21 protein-coding genes are annotated in these 21401 nt (G+C 66.7%); 7 read left to right on the top strand and 14 right to left on the bottom strand.

What is annotated here, in order from left to right; genetic code table 11:
* Window positions 1–88 precede the first annotated feature (88 nt).
* The 4 genes from WG901_RS15025 (at window position 89) to WG901_RS15010 (ending at window position 4572) form a co-directional block, all read left to right on the top strand.
* Entirely contained in the window at window positions 89–1213 is a 1125-nt protein-coding gene (locus tag WG901_RS15025) for an LLM class flavin-dependent oxidoreductase (protein WP_339587908.1), read from the top strand.
* The gene (locus tag WG901_RS15020; protein ID WP_339587907.1) at window positions 1210–2376 is read left to right on the top strand and encodes a sulfotransferase family protein; all 1167 of its coding nucleotides are present in this window, start codon (window positions 1210–1212) and stop codon (window positions 2374–2376) included. Before WG901_RS15025 ends, WG901_RS15020 begins: the two co-directional genes overlap by 4 nt.
* Window positions 2377–2525: 149 nt before the next feature.
* Window positions 2526–3335, top strand: coding sequence for a sugar phosphate isomerase/epimerase family protein (locus WG901_RS15015; protein WP_339587906.1), 810 nt, complete (start codon window positions 2526–2528; stop codon window positions 3333–3335).
* Between the two features lies 1 nt (window position 3336).
* A complete protein-coding gene (locus WG901_RS15010) occupies window positions 3337–4572 on the top strand; it encodes a hypothetical protein (protein WP_339587905.1) in 1236 nt (411 codons plus the stop codon).
* Between the two features lie 135 nt (window positions 4573–4707).
* On the opposite strand, the gene WG901_RS15005 is transcribed toward WG901_RS15010, so the two are convergent.
* Both WG901_RS15005 and WG901_RS15000 read right to left on the bottom strand, forming a co-directional pair.
* Window positions 4708–5199 carry a methylated-DNA--[protein]-cysteine S-methyltransferase gene (locus WG901_RS15005; protein ID WP_339587904.1) on the bottom strand — a complete coding sequence of 164 codons (492 nt, stop codon included), beginning with the start codon at window positions 5197–5199 and terminating at the stop codon, window positions 4708–4710.
* A gap of 159 nt (window positions 5200–5358) precedes the next feature.
* A complete protein-coding gene (locus WG901_RS15000; protein WP_339587903.1) occupies window positions 5359–5679 on the bottom strand; it encodes a UrcA family protein in 321 nt (106 codons plus the stop codon).
* 102 nt (window positions 5680–5781) lie between these two features.
* Between WG901_RS15000 and WG901_RS14995 the strand changes: the two genes are divergently transcribed.
* On the top strand, window positions 5782–6702 hold the full coding sequence (locus WG901_RS14995; protein WP_339587902.1) for a LysR substrate-binding domain-containing protein: 921 nt from the start codon (window positions 5782–5784) through the stop codon (window positions 6700–6702).
* Window positions 6703–6705: 3 nt separating this feature from the next.
* On the opposite strand, the gene WG901_RS14990 is transcribed toward WG901_RS14995, so the two are convergent.
* The 6 genes from WG901_RS14990 to WG901_RS14965 all read right to left on the bottom strand — a co-directional run bounded on the left by WG901_RS14990 (window position 6706) and on the right by WG901_RS14965 (window position 10547).
* Window positions 6706–7506 (bottom strand): enoyl-CoA hydratase/isomerase family protein, encoded by an 801-nt coding sequence (locus WG901_RS14990; protein ID WP_339587901.1) that lies wholly within the window; start codon window positions 7504–7506, stop codon window positions 6706–6708.
* 10 nt (window positions 7507–7516) lie between these two features.
* Window positions 7517–8326, bottom strand: coding sequence for an SDR family NAD(P)-dependent oxidoreductase (locus tag WG901_RS14985; protein ID WP_339587900.1), 810 nt, complete (start codon window positions 8324–8326; stop codon window positions 7517–7519).
* A 4-nt stretch (window positions 8327–8330) separates the two neighbouring features.
* Window positions 8331–8807 carry a nuclear transport factor 2 family protein gene (locus WG901_RS14980; protein WP_339587899.1) on the bottom strand — a complete coding sequence of 159 codons (477 nt, stop codon included), beginning with the start codon at window positions 8805–8807 and terminating at the stop codon, window positions 8331–8333.
* Between the two features lie 4 nt (window positions 8808–8811).
* Window positions 8812–9450, bottom strand: a complete 639-nt coding sequence (locus tag WG901_RS14975; protein WP_339587898.1) for a carboxymuconolactone decarboxylase family protein — start codon at window positions 9448–9450, stop codon at window positions 8812–8814.
* A gap of 80 nt (window positions 9451–9530) precedes the next feature.
* Window positions 9531–10082, bottom strand: coding sequence for a DoxX family protein (locus WG901_RS14970; RefSeq protein ID WP_339587897.1), 552 nt, complete (start codon window positions 10080–10082; stop codon window positions 9531–9533).
* A gap of 60 nt (window positions 10083–10142) precedes the next feature.
* Window positions 10143–10547, bottom strand: coding sequence for an RrF2 family transcriptional regulator (locus WG901_RS14965; protein WP_339587896.1), 405 nt, complete (start codon window positions 10545–10547; stop codon window positions 10143–10145).
* 85 nt (window positions 10548–10632) lie between these two features.
* Here WG901_RS14965 and WG901_RS14960 point away from each other — a divergent pair, with 85 nt between their 5' ends.
* Window positions 10633–11076: a globin domain-containing protein gene (locus WG901_RS14960; RefSeq protein ID WP_339587895.1), complete on the top strand. Its 444-nt coding sequence runs from the start codon at window positions 10633–10635 to the stop codon at window positions 11074–11076.
* 49 nt (window positions 11077–11125) lie between these two features.
* Entirely contained in the window at window positions 11126–12130 is a 1005-nt protein-coding gene (locus tag WG901_RS14955; protein ID WP_339587894.1) for a pyridoxamine 5'-phosphate oxidase family protein, read from the top strand.
* Between the two features lie 10 nt (window positions 12131–12140).
* Here WG901_RS14955 and WG901_RS14950 read toward each other — a convergent pair whose 3' ends face one another.
* The 6 genes from WG901_RS14950 to WG901_RS14925 all read right to left on the bottom strand — a co-directional run bounded on the left by WG901_RS14950 (window position 12141) and on the right by WG901_RS14925 (window position 21175).
* Complete coding sequence (locus WG901_RS14950) at window positions 12141–14393, bottom strand: TonB-dependent receptor (protein ID WP_339587893.1); 2253 nt, start codon at window positions 14391–14393, stop codon at window positions 12141–12143.
* A 99-nt stretch (window positions 14394–14492) separates the two neighbouring features.
* A complete protein-coding gene (locus WG901_RS14945) occupies window positions 14493–14699 on the bottom strand; it encodes a hypervirulence associated TUDOR domain-containing protein (RefSeq protein ID WP_339587892.1) in 207 nt (68 codons plus the stop codon).
* 65 nt (window positions 14700–14764) lie between these two features.
* Window positions 14765–15856 (bottom strand): aminoglycoside phosphotransferase/choline kinase family protein, encoded by a 1092-nt coding sequence (locus WG901_RS14940; RefSeq protein WP_339587891.1) that lies wholly within the window; start codon window positions 15854–15856, stop codon window positions 14765–14767.
* Window positions 15853–16866: a zinc-dependent alcohol dehydrogenase gene (locus WG901_RS14935; RefSeq protein ID WP_339587890.1), complete on the bottom strand. Its 1014-nt coding sequence runs from the start codon at window positions 16864–16866 to the stop codon at window positions 15853–15855. The genes WG901_RS14940 and WG901_RS14935 overlap by 4 nt, the downstream gene beginning before the upstream one ends.
* A gap of 62 nt (window positions 16867–16928) precedes the next feature.
* Window positions 16929–17888, bottom strand: coding sequence for a 2OG-Fe(II) oxygenase (locus tag WG901_RS14930; RefSeq protein ID WP_339587889.1), 960 nt, complete (start codon window positions 17886–17888; stop codon window positions 16929–16931).
* Window positions 17889–17989: 101 nt separating this feature from the next.
* The gene (locus WG901_RS14925) at window positions 17990–21175 is read right to left on the bottom strand and encodes a TonB-dependent receptor domain-containing protein (protein WP_339587888.1); all 3186 of its coding nucleotides are present in this window, start codon (window positions 21173–21175) and stop codon (window positions 17990–17992) included.
* Window positions 21176–21401: the final 226 nt, after the last annotated feature.

Raw genomic sequence — 21401 nt, 5'->3', positions numbered from 1 at the left:
AATGGGAATTTATCTCGCCCCGCCTCTAACCGACTAATCCATCACAGACAACGCGCGGCCTGTCGGTACGCCGGGGGAGAGATATCCGATGAAAGTCCAGCCCGCAGCCTTCCTGCGCACGACCCTGCCGCTCGGCATCGACCTGGCCGAGCAGTACGATTCGGGGCGCTACCACTCGATCTGGCTGCCCGATCACATGGTTTCGTTCTGGCCCGATTCGATCTGGACGCCCGAGTTCACCGACCTCGCGCTGTCGTCGCCCAGCCCGCATCGGCACCTCGACGGCATGGCCGTATCGGCCGCGGCTGCGGTGCTGACCAAGAACGTGCCGCTCGCCACCTGCGTGATCGACACCGTGCGGCGCCACCCCTCGCTGCTGGCGCAATCGGCGCTGACGATCAGCCACCTGTCGAAAGGGCGCTTCATCCTCGGCCTCGGCTCGGGCGAGCTCGAGAACACGGTCCCCTACGGCTTCGATTTCGAGAAGCCCGTCAGCCGCTTCGAGGAATCGATCAAGGTCATCAAGCTGCTCTGGCACTCTGACGGCCCGGTCGACTTCGAAGGCCAGTTCTACCGGCTCGAGCACGCGCGGATGGACACCGAGTTCTACGAAGGCAAGGCGCCGCCGATCTGGACCGGCTGCGTCGGCCCGCGCATGCTCGGCATCACCGGGCGCGAGGCCGACGGCTGGTGGCCGGCCGGCGTCTACACCCCCGAGGACTATGCCGCCAAGCTCAAGGTGATCCTCGATCACGGCGATTCCGTCGGCCGCGACATGAGCCACTTCGTCCCCGCTCTGAACCAGATCTGCCTGATCGGCGACGAGGACGAAGTCGCCGAGATGCTGCAGCAGCCGATGGTCAAGTCGATCATCCTGATGCAGACGTCGAAGGACCTCGAACAGTTCGGCTACAAGCACCCGATGGGCGATAGCTGGCGCGGCATCCACGATTTCGATCCGGTGCGCCTCAGCCGCGAGAAGATCATCGAGTTCTGCGACGCGCTCGACACCCAGGCGATCCGCGACATCTTCCCCGTCGGCACGGCCAAGGAGGTCGCCGCCAAGTTCAAGGGCTTCGCGGAGGCCGGCATGCGCGTGTTCAAGGTGATGGACTACGGCGGCATGGCCGGCGCCAAGTTCGCCGCCCGGTCGGCGCAGAAAGTGCGCGAGGTCGAGGACGAAGTGCTGCGCCTCTGCGGCGACATCGCGTGACCGAGCCGCTCGATCCCCAGACGCTGCTCGCCCGAGCAAAGGCCGAGACCGGGCTCAACGACTGGGGCGATCCCAGCTTCGAGGAGCGGCTGGGCCTGGCCGTCGCGCACATCAACACGATCCCGATGGACGCGGCCGGTCGCCAGGCCGCAGCGGACAACATCGACTGGCTGCTGACCGATCGCCTGCGCTTCTTCGAGGACCGCAAGCGCTATCCGCTGGCCGACGAGGTGATCGAACGCCCGATGTTCGCCACGGGCGAGCCACGCTCGGGCACGACCCTGATGCACGCGCTGATGTCGGTCGATCCCGATGCGCGCGCGCTGCGCTTCTGGGAGGTCATGCACCCCTCGCCGCCGCCGGGCACGGTGGCCGGGGTCGATCCGCGGATCGCTCTGGCCGATGCCGAGTGGCAGGAGATCAATGCGAAGATGTGGAAGTGGCTGCACTGCCACCCCTACAACGACATGCTCGGCGATGGTCTGCCCGAGGACGAGCGCACCTGGGCCTTCGACTTCCGCGTGATGACGCCCACGGCCTGGTGGCGCGTGCCGATGCAGAACCTGTCGATGGGCCTGCCGACCGACAGCGCCGCCCAGAACCGGCTGCACAAGATGATGCTCCAGGCGCTGCAGTACCGCCGGCCGAAGAAGCATTGGGTGCTCAAGGGCTTCCACGGCCACCGGCTCAAGGAGTTCTTCGAGACCTACCCCGACGCGACCCTGGTCTGGCTGCATCGCGATCCGGTGCAGGTGGTGGTGTCGAGCGCGGCGATGATGCGCGACATCATGGAAGGCATCGTCGGCCCGATCGACATGATCGCCGAGGTCCAGCAACATCTGCTGCGCACGCGGATGAGCAACCGGAACACGATGGCGAACCCGCTGATCCACGATCCGCGGATCCATCACGTGCGTTACAAGGATTTCGTCGCCGATCCGATCGGCACGATCCGCGGCTACTATGCGTTCGCCGGGCGAGAAGTGACCCCACAGGCCGAGACGGCGATGCGCGACTACCTGGCGAACAACAAAGGCGATCGCCACGGCAAGTTCGAATATTCGACCCGGTCGCTGGTCGACGCCGGGCTCGACATCGACGCGCTGAACGAGGAATTCCGCCCCTTCCGCGAACGCTTCGGCGTCGAGATCGAGACGCGGTGATGGACGGGCTTTTCAGATCCTCCCCCCTAGGGGGAGGGGGACCGCCGCCACAGGCGGTGGTGGTGGGGTGTCCCGCTATCGAGAGGGTGACACCCCTCCGTCACGCGCTCCGCGCGCGCCACCTCCCCTTGCAGGGGAGGATCTAGGCGATGCACCCCCGCGTGAACCTCCATCAGGTCGCCTTCGTCCGCGAGAGCACCGCCAGCTTCATCGACCACTGCCGCGACATCGGCGTCGAGCACGTGACCCTGGTCACGCCGGTGCTGATGCAGCCCGGCGGGCTAGACGATGCCAAGGCCGCGCTCGCCACGGGCGGCGTCGCGGTCGAATGCGTCAACCACCCTTTCGCCACCTATCCCGACCTCGATGCGGACACCGGCCAGGCAACCGCCGGCCTGCTCCGTGCCATCGAAATCGCGGGCGAACTCGACGCGCGCTCGATCTACATGCTGACCGGCGCGCGCGGCACGCTCGATTGGGAACAGGCGGCGGCACGCTTCGCCGAACTGGTCGCGCCCTGCCAGGCCGCGGCCGACGCTGCCGGCGTGCAGCTGTTGGTCGAGAACGCCAATTCGCTCAATGCCGACCTGCACATCGCCCATACCCTTGCCGATGCCGCGACCCTCGCAGAGATCGCCGGGATCGGCCTCTGCCTCGAACTTCACGCCTGCTGGATGGAGGCCGGGCTGAGGCCTTTGTTCCGCCGGGTCATGCCGCTCGTGGGGCTCGTCCAGGTCAGCGACTACGTGCTCGGCGATCGTGCGACGCCATGCCGCGCGGTGCCCGGCGACGGCGCGATTCCGCTCGAACGGCTGCTTGGCGACATTCTCGCCGCGGGCTATACCGGCGTCTTCGACCTGGAGCTGGTGGGCCCGCGCATCGACGCCGAGGGTAACCGCGCAGCGACCCGGCGCGCCGCCGAGAACCTCTCGGAAATCCTCACCAAGTTGGGAGCCTGACATGGCCTTTGGCGACAGTCCCGCCGACGAACCGCTCCGCGAGGCCTGGCATGCCTTCTGCGACCAGCTCAAGGCCGCGGGCGACAAGGCGTTCAAGGAGGCGAATCCGGCGCAGTCGTTGCTGCGCGCCGACGCCTTCCGCTTCCTCACGCAAAACCTCGGCCAGGCCTTCCCGCTGGCGCTCGAAACGGCCGATCCCGCCTTTCCGCAGATCCACTATTTCACCCATCCCTACATGAAGCTCGGCGGCGACGTTTCGGACTTCACCTATCGCCAGGCCTGGATCTCGGGCGACCACGCCTACCGGATCACCGGCCGCAAGGGCACGGCGCGCTGGTTCAACCTTACCGTCCAGGGGCCCAAACCCGCGAAGATCCCCGGCACCCAGTTCGCGCCGCTGCACGAGCCCTTCGGCGACGTGCCCGAGAACAACCTGTTCGGCCACCAGATCGAGGCCGATCCCGACGGCTTCTTCGAGCTGTTCATCGGCGGCCCCGAACGCCCGAAGAACTGGCTGCCAACCACGCCGGGCAGCCGCAAGCTGTTCATCCGCGAAGCCTTCGACAAATGGTTCGAGACGCCGACCACCCTGTCGATCGAGCGGATCGGCATGGACGCACCGCGGCCGATGCCCACGCCCGAACGCATGATCGAGGCCTTCGAATGGGCAGGCCTCTTCGTCACAGGCGTGATGCGCGACTGGCCCGAGCATTCGTGGATGACCTCGGGCGGGGTCTGCGATCCCGAGCAGCCCAACGTCTTCCCCGCCGACAAGAACGCCAACGACGCCGCCGATGCCAAGCGCGGGCGCATGGCCGCGAACATGATCTGGCGGCTCGCGCCCGACGAGGCGCTGGTGGTCGAGATGGACAATCACGACGGCTTCTGGCTGTTCGGCATGAACGCGGTCTTCGTCGAGTCGATGGACTATCTCTACCGCTCGACCTCGTTCTCGCCTGCGCGAACCAAGATCGACAGCGACGACGTGGTTCGCTTCGTCATCGCCCATGACGATCCCGGCGTGCACAACTGGCTCGATACCCAGGGCTTTTCCGAGGGCAATCTCGGCTACCGCAACCTCATGAGCCAGAACCCGGCGACCTTCCGCACGCGGCTGGTCAAGCGCGCCGAGCTGCTGAGCGCGCTGCCGAAGGATACCGTCCTGGTTACCCCCGAAGAGCGCGCGCAGCAGTTGTTGGACCGCTATCGCAGCATCAAGCTCAGGTTCGGGATCTGAGGCTAGATCCTCCCCTGCAAGGGGAGGTGGCAGCCCGCAGGGCTGACGGAGGGGTGTAACCATCTCCGAGACGGGGACACCCCTCCACCACCGACTACGTCGGCGGTCCTCCTCCCCTTGCAGGGGAGGATCTGACTAGAGCGCCAGTTCGAGCCCTTCGAGCGCGAGCAACCGCTGCTTGGCCGCGAGCCCGCCGGCAAAGCCCGTCAGCGCGCCGTTGGTGCCGATCACGCGGTGGCACGGCGCGACGATCGAGATCGGGTTCTTGCCGTTGGCGGCGCCGACCGCACGGCTCGCGCTGGGCTGGCCGAGGGCTCGCGCGATCTCGCCGTAGCTCCGCGTCTCGCCGAAAGGGATCGCCAGGAGTTGGTCCCAGACGCGTTTCTGGAATTCGGTGCCGTGGAAATCGAGCGGCAGATCGAAGGCCCAGCGCTCGCCGGCGAAATACTGGCCGAGTTGCCGTTCGGCTTCGACGAGTACGGGATTGTCGCGATCCTCGGTCCGCGGCCCGAGCCGGACACGATCGGGATCGTCGTTCTCCCACAGGATCGCTGCCAGCCCTTGCGCGCTCGCAATCAGGGTGAGTTCGCCGACGGGCGACGGCATGGTCTTGAAAGCATAGGTCATGGAAACCTCCTTATCGGCTCCCGACCTATCGCCCAATCGCCGCGATCGCTTCCCGGGGATTGCGATCAATGCAGTCGTCACAAGATACTATTCCGCCATCAGCCGGGCTTGTATGTCGCTTCCCGGCGCAACCCCGGCTGACGGCGGCCGGCGCGAGGGTCAGCGCGCCGAAGCCAGACTGTTCTTGGCGGTCGTAGCCGCGGCCAGTGCCGACTGGCGCAGCGCCGCGACCGAGGCCTGCTTGGCCGTGCGGCAGGATGCGATTTCGCGCAGGCGCGTCACCTCGCGCAGGCCCGCATCGCTGGGGCAGGAAGCCTCCACGGCACTAGCCAGACGACGGTCGAACGTGCGGACTGCGGCGGGGTCGGCCAGATCGAGGTCGCCGTAGTAGACGCGGACATCGGGCAGGTTGTCCTGCGCGAGAACCGGAGCCGGAAGCGCGGCTGCGAGAAAGGCAGCCGAAAGAGCGATCTTCAACATGATGGGTCCCTTCCCTTTGGATGCCCCGCATGTGACTCAGACCGCCTGCCAACTCCAACAAAAGCATGGACGCAATAGACAAGCCCAGCTTATGATAATGACATGTCGCTCCCACCGCTCGCCGCCGTCCGCGTTTTCGAAGCCGCCGCGCGGCACGAAAACTACAGCCGCGCCGCCGAGGAACTGGCGCTGACCCAGGCCGGCGTCTCCTATCAGATCAAATTGCTCGAAGAGCGGATCGGCGCGCAGCTGTTTACCCGCAAGGGCCGTGGCGTGGCGCTGACGAGCCTCGGCAAGCGCATCGCCCCGCGCGTGAGCGAGGCCTTTTCGCTGCTGGGGGAGGCCTTCTCCGCCGCCCAGGCCGAGAACGAGGCCGTGCTCTCGATCACCTGCTCGCGCACCTTCGCGACCAACTGGCTGGCCGAGCGGATCGGCGCGTTCAATCTGACCAAGCCCGGCCTCGCCGTGCGGCTGCACGTCTCCGACGAGGTCGTCGATCTGGCCGCAGGAGAAATCGACGTGGCGATCCGCGGCGTGATCGATCCCGGCCCCGGGGTCGTGACGCATTTCCTGGTGCGGCAGATCATCACGCCCATGGCGAGTCCGGAATTCCTGGCCCGCAACCCGATCTCCACGCCCGCCGATCTGCGCAAGGTTACGCGCCTCTCGCCCAACGACGAGTGGTGGGACACGTGGTTCGCTTCACTCAGCGATGGCTACGACGGCGCGCACGATCCCGGACTGCGCTTCGATTCCCAGGTGCTCGATGGCCAGGCAGCGATTGCCGGGCACGGCGTGGCGATGATCTTTCCGCCGATGTTCCCCGATGCGATCGCCGCAGGCCGGCTCGTCGCGCCGTTCGATCACTACGCCGTGGAAGCCCGCACGATGTGGCTCGTCTATCCCGAGCACAAGCGCAACCTCGCCAAGGTCCGCGCCTTCCGCGACTGGCTGCTGCCCGCGATCCGCGAGTCGCTCGGCGACGATCCGCTGGGCGCTCTCGTCCATCCGAAAGACGCGTGAAGCTCAGTCCGGCAGATCTTCCGGAATCCAGCGCGGCGGCCGCTTCTCCATGAAAGCACGCATGCCCTCGCGCGCTTCGCTGGTCTCGCTCATCAGCGAGACGAACATCGTCTCGTAGTCGATCGGCGGGTACTGCTGGTTGAGCATGCGCTTGACGTGGGCCCGCGCCTCGGGCGCGGTCTGGAGCACTTCGATCGCAGCCTTGCGCGCCTCTGCCTCGAGCTCTTCGTGCGCGCAGATGCGTGAGACCAGGCCGATGCGATAAGCCTCGGCCGCATCGATCTTGCGCGCGGTCAGCAGCAGGTCGCGCGCCTGGGCCATGCCGACATGCACGGGCAGGACCGAGGCATAGGTCGCGTCGATGATGCCGCGCAGCAGTTCGGGCACGCGGAAGCTCGCGCGCGCGCTGACCACGGCAACGTCGGCCATCATCGCGATCAGCAGCCCGCCCGCCTGGCAGATGCCGTTGACCGCCGCGATCACCGGCGCCTGGCTCTCGCGGATCGTGACGAAAGGCAGGGTTTCCTGGGCCAGACCCTCAGGGACCGGCGCATCGCCCGTCTCGCTGCGCCCGCCGAGATCGCCGCCAGGCGCGAAGACGTCGCCGCTGCCCGTGATGATCAGCGCGCGGACCTGCTTGTCGGCATTGACCCGACGCACGGCCTTCTTGATGCCGAAATACATCGCCGGGGTGAAGGCGTTGCGCGCCTGCGGGCGGTCGATCGTCAGCCAAACGAGCGGCCCCTCGCGCTCCACGCGCAGGTTGTTAGTGCCCAGATCCCAGTCGAGCGGTTCGCGGTTCATCGTCATCCTCTCAGCGTGCTTTCGTACTGCCGCCGTCGATACGCAGCAGCGCCCCCGTGGTGAAGTCCGACCGCGGGCTGGCGAGGAAGGCCGCGGCGGCGGCGATTTCCTCGGGCCGGCCGAGGCGCGGGACCGGCTGCGGGCTGAAATCCTGCGTATAGAGCCGCTCGCGTGTCGCGAAATCCGGGGGCCAGCCGTTCTGCTCGGCCAGGGTGTCGATCCAGCGTTCGGCCTGCGGCGTCAGCACGGTCCCCGGCACGATCGCGTTCACGGTGATGCCCTGCCCCGCCACCGCACGAGACAGGTTGGCGGTCAGGTGATCGAGCGCCGCCTTGGCCGCGCCGTAATCGAGCAGGCGTCCCGAAAGCTGCGTGCCGCCGACGGAGGAAATGTTGATGATCCGGCCCCAGCCGCGCTCGGCCATGCCCGGGGTCAAACGCCTGGCCAGCCGGATCACCGAGATAACATTGAGGCTGAAGCTCTGCAGCCATTCGTCGGAAGTTACCTCGGTCCAGTCCGGATTGTCGCCGCGGACCGTGCCGCCGGCGGAATTCACCAGGATATCGATCCCGCCGAATGCCGCGAGCGCCTGGTCGGCGACGCGATCGGCTTCGGCATCGTCGGTGATCGCGCCGAGCGCGACCGCGGCAGACGCGCCCAGCGCCTCGCATTCGCGCGCGACGGCCTCGGCGCGCGCCCGGTCGCGGCCGTGGACGACGACTGCGCAACCTTCGCGCGCCAGCTCGCATGCGATTGCCGCGCCGATGCCCGAGGAGCTTCCGGTGACGAGCGCGCGCTTGCCGGCGAGTTGCAGGTCCATCGCGTCAGCTGCGCGACTTGCTGACGGCCGTGCCGAACAGGCTGTCGGGCGAACGCCAGTCCTCGCGGACCAGCCGATGCGCGATCAACCAGTCGCCGCCGACCTTGCGGAAGGTGTCGAGGTAATAGCCCGCGTGGTCGGGGCCGATATCGGTCCAGGCGACCCAATAGGTACGCGCCCTGGCGCTGTCCGGCCCGGTCAGGTCGATCTTCGAGGTCGACAGGTGGTGCCGCGCGAAGCTCGCGTCGTGCACCTTCTCCCCGGCCAGGGTGCGTTCGAGCCAGCGCGCCTGCCAGGCGCGGATCGCCTCTCGGCCTTCATAGCGGAAGCGCCGGTCGGCCTGCTCGTGTTCGGCCTCCATCACCCCGTCCTCGGTGAAGCAGTCCGCGTAGTCGTCCACCTTCAGCCGGTCGCCGGCGGTGGTGTATTGGGCCATCGTATCGCGGATCGCCTCGCGCGCGAGCAGGTCTTCGAGCGTCATGAGGTCAGCCGGCTTCCAGCGGCCGGCTCTTCTCGCCCGGCGCCGCGCCCGAACGCGTCTTGAGATCGAAGCCGATCGGATCGACGCCGTCCTCGACCGGAACCCCGAAGGTCGCGATCGCCCAGCCGAGCATGACGTAGTTGCCGACGGTGAAGACGAAATCCATGAGCTGCTCCTTGCCGAAATGGGCGGCGAGCGCGGCATAGGTCTCATCCGACATGCGCGAGGTCTGGATCAGTTCGTCGACCGCGCGCAGCACGGCGCGATCCTCGTCCTTGCCGTCCCAGACCGGCGACTGCCAGCCGTCGCGCACCGCTGCGATCTCGTCCATCGTCAGCCCGGCCTTGAGTCCGTAACCGACGTGGTAATGCCACTCGTAGGCCGACTTCTGCAGCCAGGCCGCGCGCAGCACGATCAGTTCGCGCGGCCGCACCGCGATCGTCGAGGCGAGCAGCAGATGCTTGCCGAAGGTATGATAGGCGTTGGCGAGCGGTGGGTGATTGGCGAGGACCATCGACATGTTGGTCTTCGAGCCGTTCTCCCAGGCGTCTGGCTCACCCCAGAAAGCGAAGACCTCGCGCGCGGCGTCGGTCCATTCCTCGCGCGGCAGATTGCCGATCCGCCGCTTCAGTTCCTCACCCATGACCTCTCCCGATTCTTATGCTGAACCATAGTTCAGCCCCCATAGTTTAGATGGGCTCGGGAGAGGTCAAGCGGCGAGTGTCAGAGCCAGCGGCGCTTGCGCACCAGGGTGCCGCCGTCGGCAACGACCGTATCGCCATGAACCGTCTCGACCGGCACCGCATGCGCGGCTTCGGCGGCACCTTCGGCGCGGGCCGCGCGGACCTCGGCATCGTGCGCCTTGGCCTCGGCGCGCAGTTCGGCCACTTCCGCGCGGCGGCGTGCGCGCATCGCGTCATAGGACCAGCGCACGTTGTCGAGCGCGGTGAGCGCGAACAGGCCACCGGCGATCGCGAGGTTCTTGAGCAGCATCGCCGCCTGCATCGGATCAGTGAAGTTGTTGTGGAAGAAGAAGGCCGTAACCAGGCAGAACCCGGCGAGGATCACCGCGGTCAACCGCGTCGCCACGCCGAACACCAGCGCCAGGCCGGCGGCGACCTCGAACAGGCCGACGAGCAGCGCCAGGCCGCCGGGCAGACCGGCCGCGCGGATCATGGTGTCGGTACCCGAGATGTCCATCAGCTTGTTCGCTCCGGACACGATGAACAGCAGGGCGATCAGCAACCGACCGATGAAGGCAAGCAGAGTAGTCATGGCGCTCTCCCATGATGGGCGCATTGTGACTGCAAAGCGCGCGAGCGCGGGCTTGGTTCCCTAACCCGCAACCACCGGCAGGCGCCGCCTGGCCGCCTTGGCCAAGCTGGTGCGGTCGAGCACGGCGAGGAAGGCTGCCAGCGCCTCGGCCAGCAGCGGGCTGGTGTTGCAATCGCCTTGCAGCGCGCAGCCCGCGCAATCGGCCAATTGCATGCCGCGCTCGAGCACGCGCACGACCTCGCCGACGCTGATGTCCGCGGGGTCGCGCGCCAATTCCACCCCGCCGCTGCGACCGCGCCGGCTCTTGATGAAGCCCTCGCGCACCAGCGCCTGCGCGACCTTGGCGACATGGTGGTACGACAGCCGCTGTTCTGCGGCGAATTCGGGCAGCGCGATCGGGCCACCCAGGCGCGTCAGGACGATCAGCAGGCGCAGGCCATAGTCGGTGTGCTGGGTGAGTTGCATGCAACCCTCCATGTGCGAAAGGCACTTGCGAGAATCAAGTAAAACAAATACCGGTATTTTATCTACCGGATTTAGGAGACATCATATGCGCACCGCTTCCGCCCAGGCCCGCGAGATCGTCAAGGCTACGGCCCCCGCCCTCGAGAAGTACGGCGTGGAGATCACCACGGCCATGTACGCGCGGCTGTTCCAGAACCCCGAGGTGAAGGCGATGTTCGATCAGGCCGCGCAGGAAAGCGGCGAGCAGCCCAAGCGCCTGGCCGGGGCGATCCTCGCCTATGCCAAGAACATCGACAAGCTCGAGAACCTCGGCGCAGCGGTGCAGCGCATGGTCGCGCGCCACGTCGACACCGGCGTAAAGGCCGAGCATTATCCGCTCGTCGCCGAGGCCCTGCTGCCCGCGATCCGCGACGTGCTCGGCGCCGAGGTCGCGACCGACGAAGTGCTCGGCGCCTGGGGCGAAGCATACTGGATGCTCGCCGACATCCTCATCGCCGCAGAAGCCGAGGAATACGCCAAGGCCGCCTGATGTTGCACCGCCACCCGCGAGGACCTAGTCCTTGCGGGTGGAGGACTGCATGAACGAACAGATCGACAGCGTCGACAAGCTCGAAGCGGTGATCGGCAAGCGGCCGCCGGTCGTCGACCTCAAGGTCATCGATCACCTCGACGAGACGGCCTTGCGCTGGCTCGCAGCCTCACCGCTCGCCTTCGTCACCACCGGCGATGCGCGCGAGATCGCGATAACCCTGGCCGGCGGCGCGCCGGGCTTCGCCACGGGCGACCGCGAGACACTGCGCCTGCCGCTGGCAACGATCGACGACCCGGCCCTGCTCCGCCCCGGCGCCGCCTTCGCGTCGCTGTTTCTCGCGCCCGGCATCGGCGAAACGCTTCGGATCAACGGGACGGTCACCGCGATCGACGCCGACACGGCGCTGGTTAGGGTCGAGGAATGCTACGGACACTGCGCCAAGGCGCTGATCCGGTCGGACTTCTGGTCGGCCGGCCGGCTGGATGACGCACCGGCAACCGCCACCGGCTTCGTCGATGCCGGGCGTTTCCTCGCGCTGGCAACGATCGACGACAACGGCCATGCCGATCTCAGCCCCAAGGGCGATCCGGCCGGTTGCATGACACGGATGGACGGCGCCGCGCTGTGGTTCGCCGATCGCCCGGGCAATCGCCGCACCGACAGCTTCCGCAACCTCATCGCGCAGCCGCGGATGGCGGGCGCGCTGCTGATCCCAGGATCGATGCAGATCGTGATCCTGCGCGGTGAAGCGCTGCTGACCAGCGACGCCGCCGCGCGCGAGCGTTTCACCGTGCGCGACAAGGCGCCGCTGCTCGCGGTCCGCATCGCCGAACCGGGCCTCGAACTGCGCGCCAGCCCGGCGCTGGAGCGTGCGGCGCTCTGGCCCGCGGGCGAGAAGGCCGAAGGCATCGATCCGGCCCGGATGTTCACCGCCCACGTCAAGCTCAACAAGGACAAGGGCCTGACCGCACGGCTCGGCGGCCTGGTCATGTCGATCCCCGGCCTGATGCAGAAGGGCCTCGACAGCGACTACAAGAACAACCTCTACTGAAGACCGCCCCTCAGAACTTGAACTCGGCCCGCAGGCCATAGGTGCGCGGCTCGGCATAGGAACCGCCGAGCACGAACTGGCTGCCGAGGAAGCTCGCCAGATAGTCCTTGTTGGTCAGGTTCTTGCCCCAGACCACCAGCCGCAGCCCCTCGACTCCCGCGGGCGAGAACGAGAGCTGGCCGTCGAGCAGGGCATAAGCGGATTGCCGCACGTTGGCGGCAACGTCGTAGTTGAGCCCCGAATTGTAGTTGCCCGCCAGATAGAGCCCGAAAGTGCCCGCCTGCCAGGTCGTCTCGTAGCTGATCGCGGCATTGGCGGTGAACTTGGGCGCGCGCTGCATGCGCCGGCCGCTGGCATCGAGCCCCACCGTGTCATAGCCGAAACCGAAGGCGTTCGGCTGGTAGACCACGGCATCGGGGAAGCTGCGGTACTTGCCGTCGACATAGGAGGCGCCGGCGGTGAGCGTCAGCCCCGGCGCGGCCTGGATCGTGACGTCGCCATCGATACCCTTGATCCGCGCCGCCGCGGCATTGCGATAGAACTGGTTGGGCGGCGAGTAGACGTAGACCTGAAGGTCTTTGTAATCGTACCAGAAGGCCGAGAGGTTCAGGCTGATTCCAGGCGCCAGCCGACCTTTGTAGCCGACTTCGTAGGCGAAGACCTTTTCCGGCTGGACGGGTTCTACCAGCGGGCTGGCCGCGGGATTGTCGCCCGAGTTGACGTAGCCGCTCTTGAAGCCCTGCGAATAGGTCGCATAGACGTTCGAGCCATCGTCGATCGCATAGCGGATCGTCGCGCGCGGCGTGAAGCGCTTGAACGAAACCTTGCCGCGCGGATCGGCGCTCAAGGTCGGCCCCTGCGCTCCCGTGAGCGACGAGTAATTGTCCGCGGTCTGCTGCGTTTCGTAGGAGTAGCGGCCCGCGAGCGAGACGGTCAGCCGATCGGTCAGGTCATAGCCGAACTCGGCATAGGCGGCGTAGGAGCGCTTGCGGTTGTAGGCGTACTGGTTGATCCGAAACAGCGGGTTGGGCTTGGTCGGATAGGCCGTGACCGGGCTGGCCAGGCTGGTGAAATAGCCCGAGAAGGTGTTGGGCGCGTAGCTCTCCTCGAGCGCCATGTAGAACAAACCGGCCGAGAAGGTCGCCCGGCCCCATTTGGTCGAAGCGAAGTTCAGTTCCTGGATGAAATGGTCGTTGAAGATGTTGAGATCGACGTCGCCGAGATTGACCGCGGTATAGTCGGCATCGGCGACGTCGCGGACCTTGACGTTGCCATAGGCGGTGACCGTGCTGAACGTGCCGAAATCGGTGTCCAACTTGCCGAGCAGATTGAAGCCGTAAGAGCGGATCAAGGTCAGCGGGTCGACGTTCAACGCATAGGACTGCGGATCGTTCGCGCGCGGTACGTTGAGCCCGACGAGCCCCGCCAGCGCGTAGCCGAGCGGCGTGCCCGGGCCGACCGGCTGGCCGGCATATTGCCCGCCATCAGAGCGCCGCGAATAGTAGCCGCCGACGGTGAACGAGACCCGGTCCGAGGCCTGGAACAGCAGGCGCGCGCGGATCAGCTCGGACTGCAGACCCGAATCCCGTCCCCCGGTCAGGACGTTGCGGCGAAAGCCGTTACGATCCTCGAAGCTGCCGGCGACCGAGATCGCGACCCGGTCCTCGACCAAAGGCCCGCTGACATAACCGCGCACCTGCCAGTGATCGTAATTGCCATAAGAAGCGCTGAAACGGCCGGTGAGATCGAAGCTCGGCGCGACCGAGGTGAGGATGATCGCGCCGCCCGCGGCGTTCTGGCCGTAAAGCGTGCCCTGCGGCCCCTTGAGCACCTCGACCTGCTGGATATCGGGCAGGTCGACGAGCTGGCCCGACTGCGAGGGCTGGTAGATCCCGTCGACGTAGATCGCGACGTTCGAACTGTCGCCGAGCCCCGCGCTGGCCGAGGAGATGCCGCGGATCGACGGCTGGAGGAAGCCGCCGTAGAGCGGCAGTTGCACGCCCGGCGTGACGCGCGCGATGTCGAGCGTGTTGTTGATCCCCGACTGCACGAGCGTCTCGGCGGTGAGCGCGGTGATCGAGATCGGCACGTCGCGCAGGCGTTCGGATCGGCGCTGCGCGGTGACGATGATCTCGGAAGGCTCGGCGCTGGCCGCGTCGTCGTGAACGGCCGGAACGCGATCCTGCCCCCAGGCCACCGTACCCACCGAAGCCGCGCCCGCCAGCGCGCCAGCGATGATCGAAATCCGCACCCGTCCGGTCATGCCATTACCTCCCCAATTCCTTATCGGCGGAGGTCTAACCAACGCTTGATAAAACGCAACAGCACAAGTGCATTTTATTGATCCGCATCGGCGGCGCGATCAGTCCCGCGTCAGAGCGCCCGGCCTGTGTGCGGCACGCTTGCCCTCGTCGGTCTCGACGACGAATTCGGGATTGTCCGGCGAGGCCGCGACCTTGTGCCCCTTTATCTGCATGGGCCTCGTGATCTTGCGCACGACCTTGCCGTGCGCCTCGCCGCCGTGGCTCTTCCAACTGACGCGATCGCCGCGCTTCAATGTCTTGGTCATCGCCGATCTCCTTCCAACCAAGGAGAAAAGCCCCGCCGCAGGCCAAGCGTTCCCGCTTCCCGCGCTCATTCGAGCGCCGCGAGCACGCCGATCGTGTCGTTGTCGACCATCGCCGCGCTGAACCGCGCGGTATAGGCGGTGTTGATCGCCTCGGGCTGGAATGCCGAGGCGTTCACCAGGAAGATGCAATAGCCGAAGGCGAGGAAGGCCGCGTAGTGCCGCATGGACTCCTCGAGCGAAGGCGGGGTGACGCCGCTGGCGGCCAGTTCGTCGAGATAGAGCGCGACCAGTTCGCGCTCCGCCTGCCGCCGCTCGATCGGATCAAGTGCGCCCGCGACGTGATAGGCCACCTCCTGGATGCCCGGCCAGCGGTGCGGCAGCGAGTCGAAGAAACCAGGCGTGCCATCGGCCTCGCGATAGAGATTGCCGAGATGGGTGTCGCCGTGGAGCAACGCATGCGGCAGCCGCTTGGCGAGCCGGTGGAGCTTGTCGAGCGCCTCTGCCATCCAGCGCGGATCGTGGAAATGGACCGATGCGGCGCGGCCGCGCGACAGGTCGACGAAGCTCTGCCAGACGACGGGATCGAGGAACTGACGCATGTGCCCGCCGGTCTCGGGAATGCAGACGCCGAGGAAGCCCCATCGGCCACCGGGATCGAGTTCGGGGCTGCCCCAGGTCTTGGCATGGAACCGCGCGAGTTCGATCAACCGGCGCGACACCTGCTCGACGCCGTTCGGCACGAGCGGATGGCAGAACTCGACCCCGCGCAAGGTCAGGTCCTCCAGGATGACGATGCCCTGCTGCCGCGCTTCGTCGAAGCCCGCGAAATAGGCGGCCGGGGACGGCAGCTTGAGCACGGGCAGCACGTCGGCATAGGCGTGGACCTCGAAGCCGTGCATGTAGTGCATCTGCCGGCTGTGCGGCTCGAACCCGCCCTTGAGGATCACGCGCTCGGCGATCCCGGCCGCGCGCGCCGCATCGTCGAGATCGAGCGCGATGCGGATCTTGGTGCAGGTGCCGTGATCGACCTCGACGATCTCGAAGCCGCGCAGCCCCGCCTCCGGCGCGTGCGTGCGCAAGGCGCGGGTAAGCCAGGCCAGATCGATCTCGTCGATCGTCACGGGCAGCGGCAAGGCGGGGCTCGGGTCGATCGTCATGCCGCGATCCTCGGGTCGATGTGAACCTTGCGCAAGGCCGCGCCCGCGCGCAGCCGTGCGATGACCTCGCCCACCGCCTCGAGCGGGAACACGTCGCTGACCATCTGCTCGGGCCGGAACCCCGCCTGATCGAAAGCACGCGCGGTCTCCTCGAACTCGGCCTCGGAATAGCCGAGCGGGAAGATCAGCCGCGCCTCCTTGAAGGTCAGGCCGATCGGCAGGATCGGCTCGGGCGCCATGCACATGCCGAGCGACAGGATCGTGCCGCCGGGCCGGACCTGTTCGACGGCCTTGGCGATCATGCCCGGCTTGCCGACGCATTCGGCCACGACATGCGGCGCGCCGCCCAATGACGCCGCGATCACATCGGGATCGTCGTCGCTCAGGCTGACGAAAGCGTCGGCGCCGAAATCGTGGCAGATGTCGCGACGATGGTCCGATCGCGCCGCGACGACGACCTTGGCGGCGCCGAGCCGGCGCGCCCACCAGATCGCCGAAAGCGCCAGCGCCCCCGCGCCCAGCACGAGCACGCGATCGCCCGGTCGCAGCGCCGCGGCGCGGAAGGCGCGCAACCCGCAAGCCATCGGCTCGATCAAGGCGCCGTCGGCGAGGCTGAGGCTCTGCGGCAGGCGCACCGCGGCCTCGACAGGCACCGCGACGAACTGCGCGAAGCCCTTGCTGAGATGGGCGCCGCCCGGACAGAGCAGGAGATGCCCCTCGCGGCAGAGGTCGCAGGCACCGCAGGCGGTCTTGGGCCGACAGGCGACGCGCTCGCCGAGCCGCCAGCCCGAGACGCCCGCGCCGATCTCAACCACCGTGCCCGCATACTCGTGCCCGAAGCATCGGCCCGCGGGATAGTCGAACGCGCTGCCCGAGGTCATGGCCACATCGCTGCCGCAGACCCCGCAGAAGCCGACTTCGATCAGCAATTCGCCCGGCTGCGCATACGGATCGGCCAGATGCTCGATCGCGATGCCCCGCTCGCCCCCGTGATAGACCGCCGCGCGCAAATGCCCTCTCCCGACCTGTTATCCGGCCAGTCTGGCAAAAAGCGCGGCGCCTCGCCAGCGTCCTAGAGCGGGCGCCCCGGCGGGCCGGAAATATCGAGCGGCGCCTGCCGGATCCACTTAGAGAGGATCGTCTTGGTTCCCGCCACCACGGGCTTGCCGGCGTGGCGTGCGGTCGGCGCGGGATGGCCGCGCTCGTCGACATTGGCGAAGACCAGCGCCTCGCCCACCTGCCCGCGCCAACGGATGCCGAGATCCGGAAATTCTGTCTCTCCTCCGGTGAAATCGTCGGTCAGCGTGACGAGCACCGTGAGGACGCGCTGGTTGACCGGGCCTGGCAGGACGTCGCTGTGAAGCTTGTACTGCTCGCCCGCGCGATAGCTCAGCACCTGCAGCGGTTCGCCCTGCTCGTAGCGCGTTTGCGTCAGGGCGGCGATGCGCCGGTTGAGCGCATGCAGGACGGGATTTTCGAGCACGAAGGGAAAGCCGGCCGATCGGGCGAGGCGCACGGGGTCAGTGATGAAGCGCTGGCTGACCGGATCGACCACGACCGAAGGCTGCAGGTAGGGCTGCGCGAGTTCGGTCAGATAGCGGCACTCCTCGGCAGCCAGGAAACCCGGTGCGCGGGCGACGAAAGGCCGTTCGTTCAAGGGCTCCAGCCTGGGCAGGCCTGCGGGATCGCCGGCCTCGGTGAGCGTCATCCCGTCGAGCAGCGCCGCCTGCCGCGCCGCCTGCGGATCGGAGGACGCCGACTTCGCGAGAAGTTCGCGCGCCATTGCCCAGTCGCGCCCCTTCCCGCCGGCCCCGCTGGCGAGGAGCGCGACGTGCATCGGCAGCGCCTCGCGCAGGCCGAGTTCGGCCGCGCGGCCGAACAGATCGCGCGCCAGGCCAATGTCGCGGCGGACGAGATGCCCCGCCATGCGCCACTCGGCCAGGGTCCCGGCGGCGAGGCCGTCGCCCGCTGTCATGGCCTGCTCGAGCAGGCGATAGGCGGGAACCACGGAACCTTGGGCGGCCAGAGCCATGGCGCGATCAAGGGGATCGGGTGAAGTCATGGGCATCAGGCTAGCACAAAAAAAGGGGGCGGAACAAAGTCCCGCCCCCGGTATTCGGCCGATCGCCGGTGTCAGAAGTTGGCCTTGAAGCCCACGTAGAACTGACGCCCACGGATCGAGTAGATGTTGCCGCCGTCGCCGCCGGAAGCAACGCGTTCGCCGGTCGCGGTCTGACCGAGCGGCGGGATTTCGTTGAACAGGTTGTCAACGCCGCCGAAGAAGCTGAACCGGTTGCCGCGGCTGTCCTCGTCGAGCTTATACTCGAAGCGGACGTCGTGGTACCAGACCGCCGGATACATCGGGATCTCCGAGTAGTCGGCATCCTGCGGCGCACGATCCTGCAGCGGCACGTAGTTTTCGGCGAAGTTCACGTACATCGGGCTGATGTACTGGACCTGGTAGCCCAGGGTGAACCGGCGGAAGGTCACGTCCGCGTTGATGCGGAACTCATCCTTCGGATCGCCCAGTTCGCTCAGGATCCGGTTTTCGAAGTTCGGGATCGCCGGGTTCTGGTAGTTGCTGTTCTGGAAGTTGTGCGTGTAGATCGCACTCGCGCTGACCTTCCAGTCGCCGCCCAGATCGGTCGTGTAGTTGACCTGGGTATCGATGCCGCGGCGGACGCGCTTGGCGAAGTTGAGCGGCGCGCTGATCAGGGTATTGCCCAGAACTTCGCCCGGAACTTCGGTGAACGGCCCCGCACCCGGTCCCTGGAAGCGCTGGAACAGGCCACAGAACACGTTGTCGAGCGTCGGCTGATCATAGCAGCTGTTGACGATCTGCTGCGCGGTGAGCGCGACGATCACACCGTCCACCTTGATGCTGTAGTAGTCGACCGCGACCGACAGACCCGGCACGAAGCGCGGACGGAAGACCGCACCCAGAGTCAGCGACTTCGAAGTTTCCGCCTTCAGGTCGGGGTTCACGCCGCTGAGGATCGGCAGCGAGTAGGCACCCTTGCTGGCGATGTTCGCGAGGTTCGCGCCCAGCGCCTGACGGCAGTTTGCGCCACGGAACTGCGTACCCGCGCCGATGTTGGCGGTGGTGCAGGGATCGGTGAACGCCGGAGCGAAGTTCGGGATCAGCTCGCCGAAGGTCTCCGTCTGGTTCGGTGCACGGACCGCGCGGCTGTAGTTGGCGCGGAAGCGGATGTCGGGGATCGGAGCCCAGTCGACGCCGCCGTTGTAGGCCCAGACAGTGCCGACCGCACCCTGATACTTGGCGACGCGCGCGGCACCCGAGAGCGTCAGTTCGTGGAAGAACGGACGATCCTCGAAGATCGGGATCTGGACTTCGGCGAAGGCCTCGCTGACCTTGAAGGTCGGCGGATCGAAGCTGCCGAAAGCGACGGCGGTCGAGTTGCCGGCAGCCGCGAAGTCGTCCTGCGCGTAGTGCGCGTCTTCCTCGCGGTGCTCGACACCCAGAGCGAAGCGGACCGGACCGCCCCACAGCTTCAGGTTCTGACCGAGGTCGCCCGAAACGAAGGCCGAGAAGACCATCTGCTCGGCCCAGGACTCATTCGTATAGTCGCGCTGGAAATAGGCAGCCGAAGCCGCGTTGTTCGACGCGCCGAACGGATTGTAGGGAACGCAAGCCGCGATGTCGGCGGCCAGACGCGCGCGGTTGAACGCGTTGTTCGGACCGGCGACAGCGGAAGCAGGATCGAACTGCGAACGGCACTGGATCGCGCCGGTAACCGGGTTGCGGCCAGCATCCATCGCCAGGTTGAAGCGCTGCTTGTCGATGTAGCCCTTGGCGAGCGTGTTCTCTTCGGTCCGGCCATAGTTTGCCGAAACCTCGTAGCGCCAGTTATCCCAGAACGAACCACGCGCACCGAGCACGGCACGATAGGTCTGGCGCTTGAAGAACTCGTCGCGGTTGCCGATGTCGGCCAGGTTGCGCGAGACCACGAAGCGATAGGTGCCAGCGGCGATCGCCGCGATCTGCTGCGGGGTGAGCACGCCGAACGACGGATTGGTGTTCGTCAGATCGGTGTTGACCGTCGAGCAGGCCGAAGCAACGCTCGGGTTACAACCCGAAGCGAGCAGCGCATTGGTGATCGTCGCACGTGCCGAGGGGCTCAGGAACGGGTTGTCCAGACGCACGCGCTCGCGCGAGTCGAACTGCGTGAACTGGCCCTGGATGCCCGTCGGACCGGCGTTGCCGCCAACCGTGTTGATCCGCGAGTACTTGCCCTCGAAGAACAGGTCGAACGCCGGCGAGAACTCGTAATGCGCGAGGATGTTGGCGTTGTAGCGCTGCTGCTTCGGCAGGACGGAGATCAACTGGTCTTCACGGCCGGTCTGGCCGTTACCACCGACGATGCTGCCGATCACGCCGGAACCGTAGCGGGTGCCGGTCTGCGCGACGAGCGTGCCGTCCGGCTGGAAAAGATAGGTGCAGTTGTAAGGAACGCCGTTGACGCCGGTGCCGCAGGCTGCCGAACCGACGCGCTGATTGATCGGCACGAGGCCGAAACGATTGATGTTCGCCTGACGGATGTCGCGAACGAAGATTCGGTCCGGGTTGCCGTCGCTGCCGTTGGGCGTGCCGGCCGGATCGATGTCGTTGACGACAAGGCCGTCGACGCGCTTCAGGAACGAAATGTCCGAGCCATAGACGCGCTCCTGGTTCGAATATTCGAAGGCCAGGGTGACGTTACCGCGGCCGTCGGCGAAGTTCTTGCCGGCGATGGCCGAGAGCTGCTGGTTCGCGCCATAAGCGCCCGGGGTCGAGATGCCCGCCTTGCCGGTTAGCTGCAGGCCGTCGTAGTCCTTCTTGAGGATGAAGTTGACGACGCCCGCGATGGCGTCCGAACCGTAGATCGCCGAATTGCCGCCGGTGACGATGTCGACGCGCTCGATCAGGTCCGAGGGGATCGTGTTGACGTCGACCGAGACGCCGTTGTTGAGGATGTCGGCGGCGACGTGGCGGCGACCGTTGACCAGCACCAGCGTGCGCTGGGTGCCGAGGCCGCGAAGGTCGAGCAGGTTGAGGCCGGCGATGCCGACGCCCAGACCGGGGTTCTGCTGGCTGAACGACGAGCGCAGCTGCGGCAGGTCGTTGAGCGTGTCGCCGAGGTTGTTGTTGCCCTGCTTGAGGATCGCATCGTTGCTGACGATCGAGATCGGAACCGTCGATTCCAGATCAGGGCGCGCGATGCGCGAACCGGTGACGACGATGGCTTCCGCGTCCGCGGCATCATCCGATGCCGGAACGTCCTGGGCCATGGCGGTGGTCGAGGTAACGAGCGCGATCAAAGACGCGCAGGTGGCTGCCCGAAAGCGAGCCTTGCCGAGTGGGGACATCAAATGTGGACTCCTTCAAATGGGACGAATCGCCGGTTGCGGCCGATGAGGCGCGTGGCCTCGCTCGTCCCGATCCCATGGTCCGAATGCTAACCAAGTAGATGTTCATCTGCCATACAGATTTTGCTTACACCAAAGTGAGTTGGCTAACGTGATAAAAATGTCACGGAACTTTCAT

Origin of the sequence: Novosphingobium anseongense, assembly GCF_037482895.1 — a bacterium.
GTDB classification, from domain to species: domain Bacteria; phylum Pseudomonadota; class Alphaproteobacteria; order Sphingomonadales; family Sphingomonadaceae; genus Novosphingobium; species Novosphingobium anseongense.
This window is presented reverse-complemented; position numbering and strand designations above follow the sequence as displayed.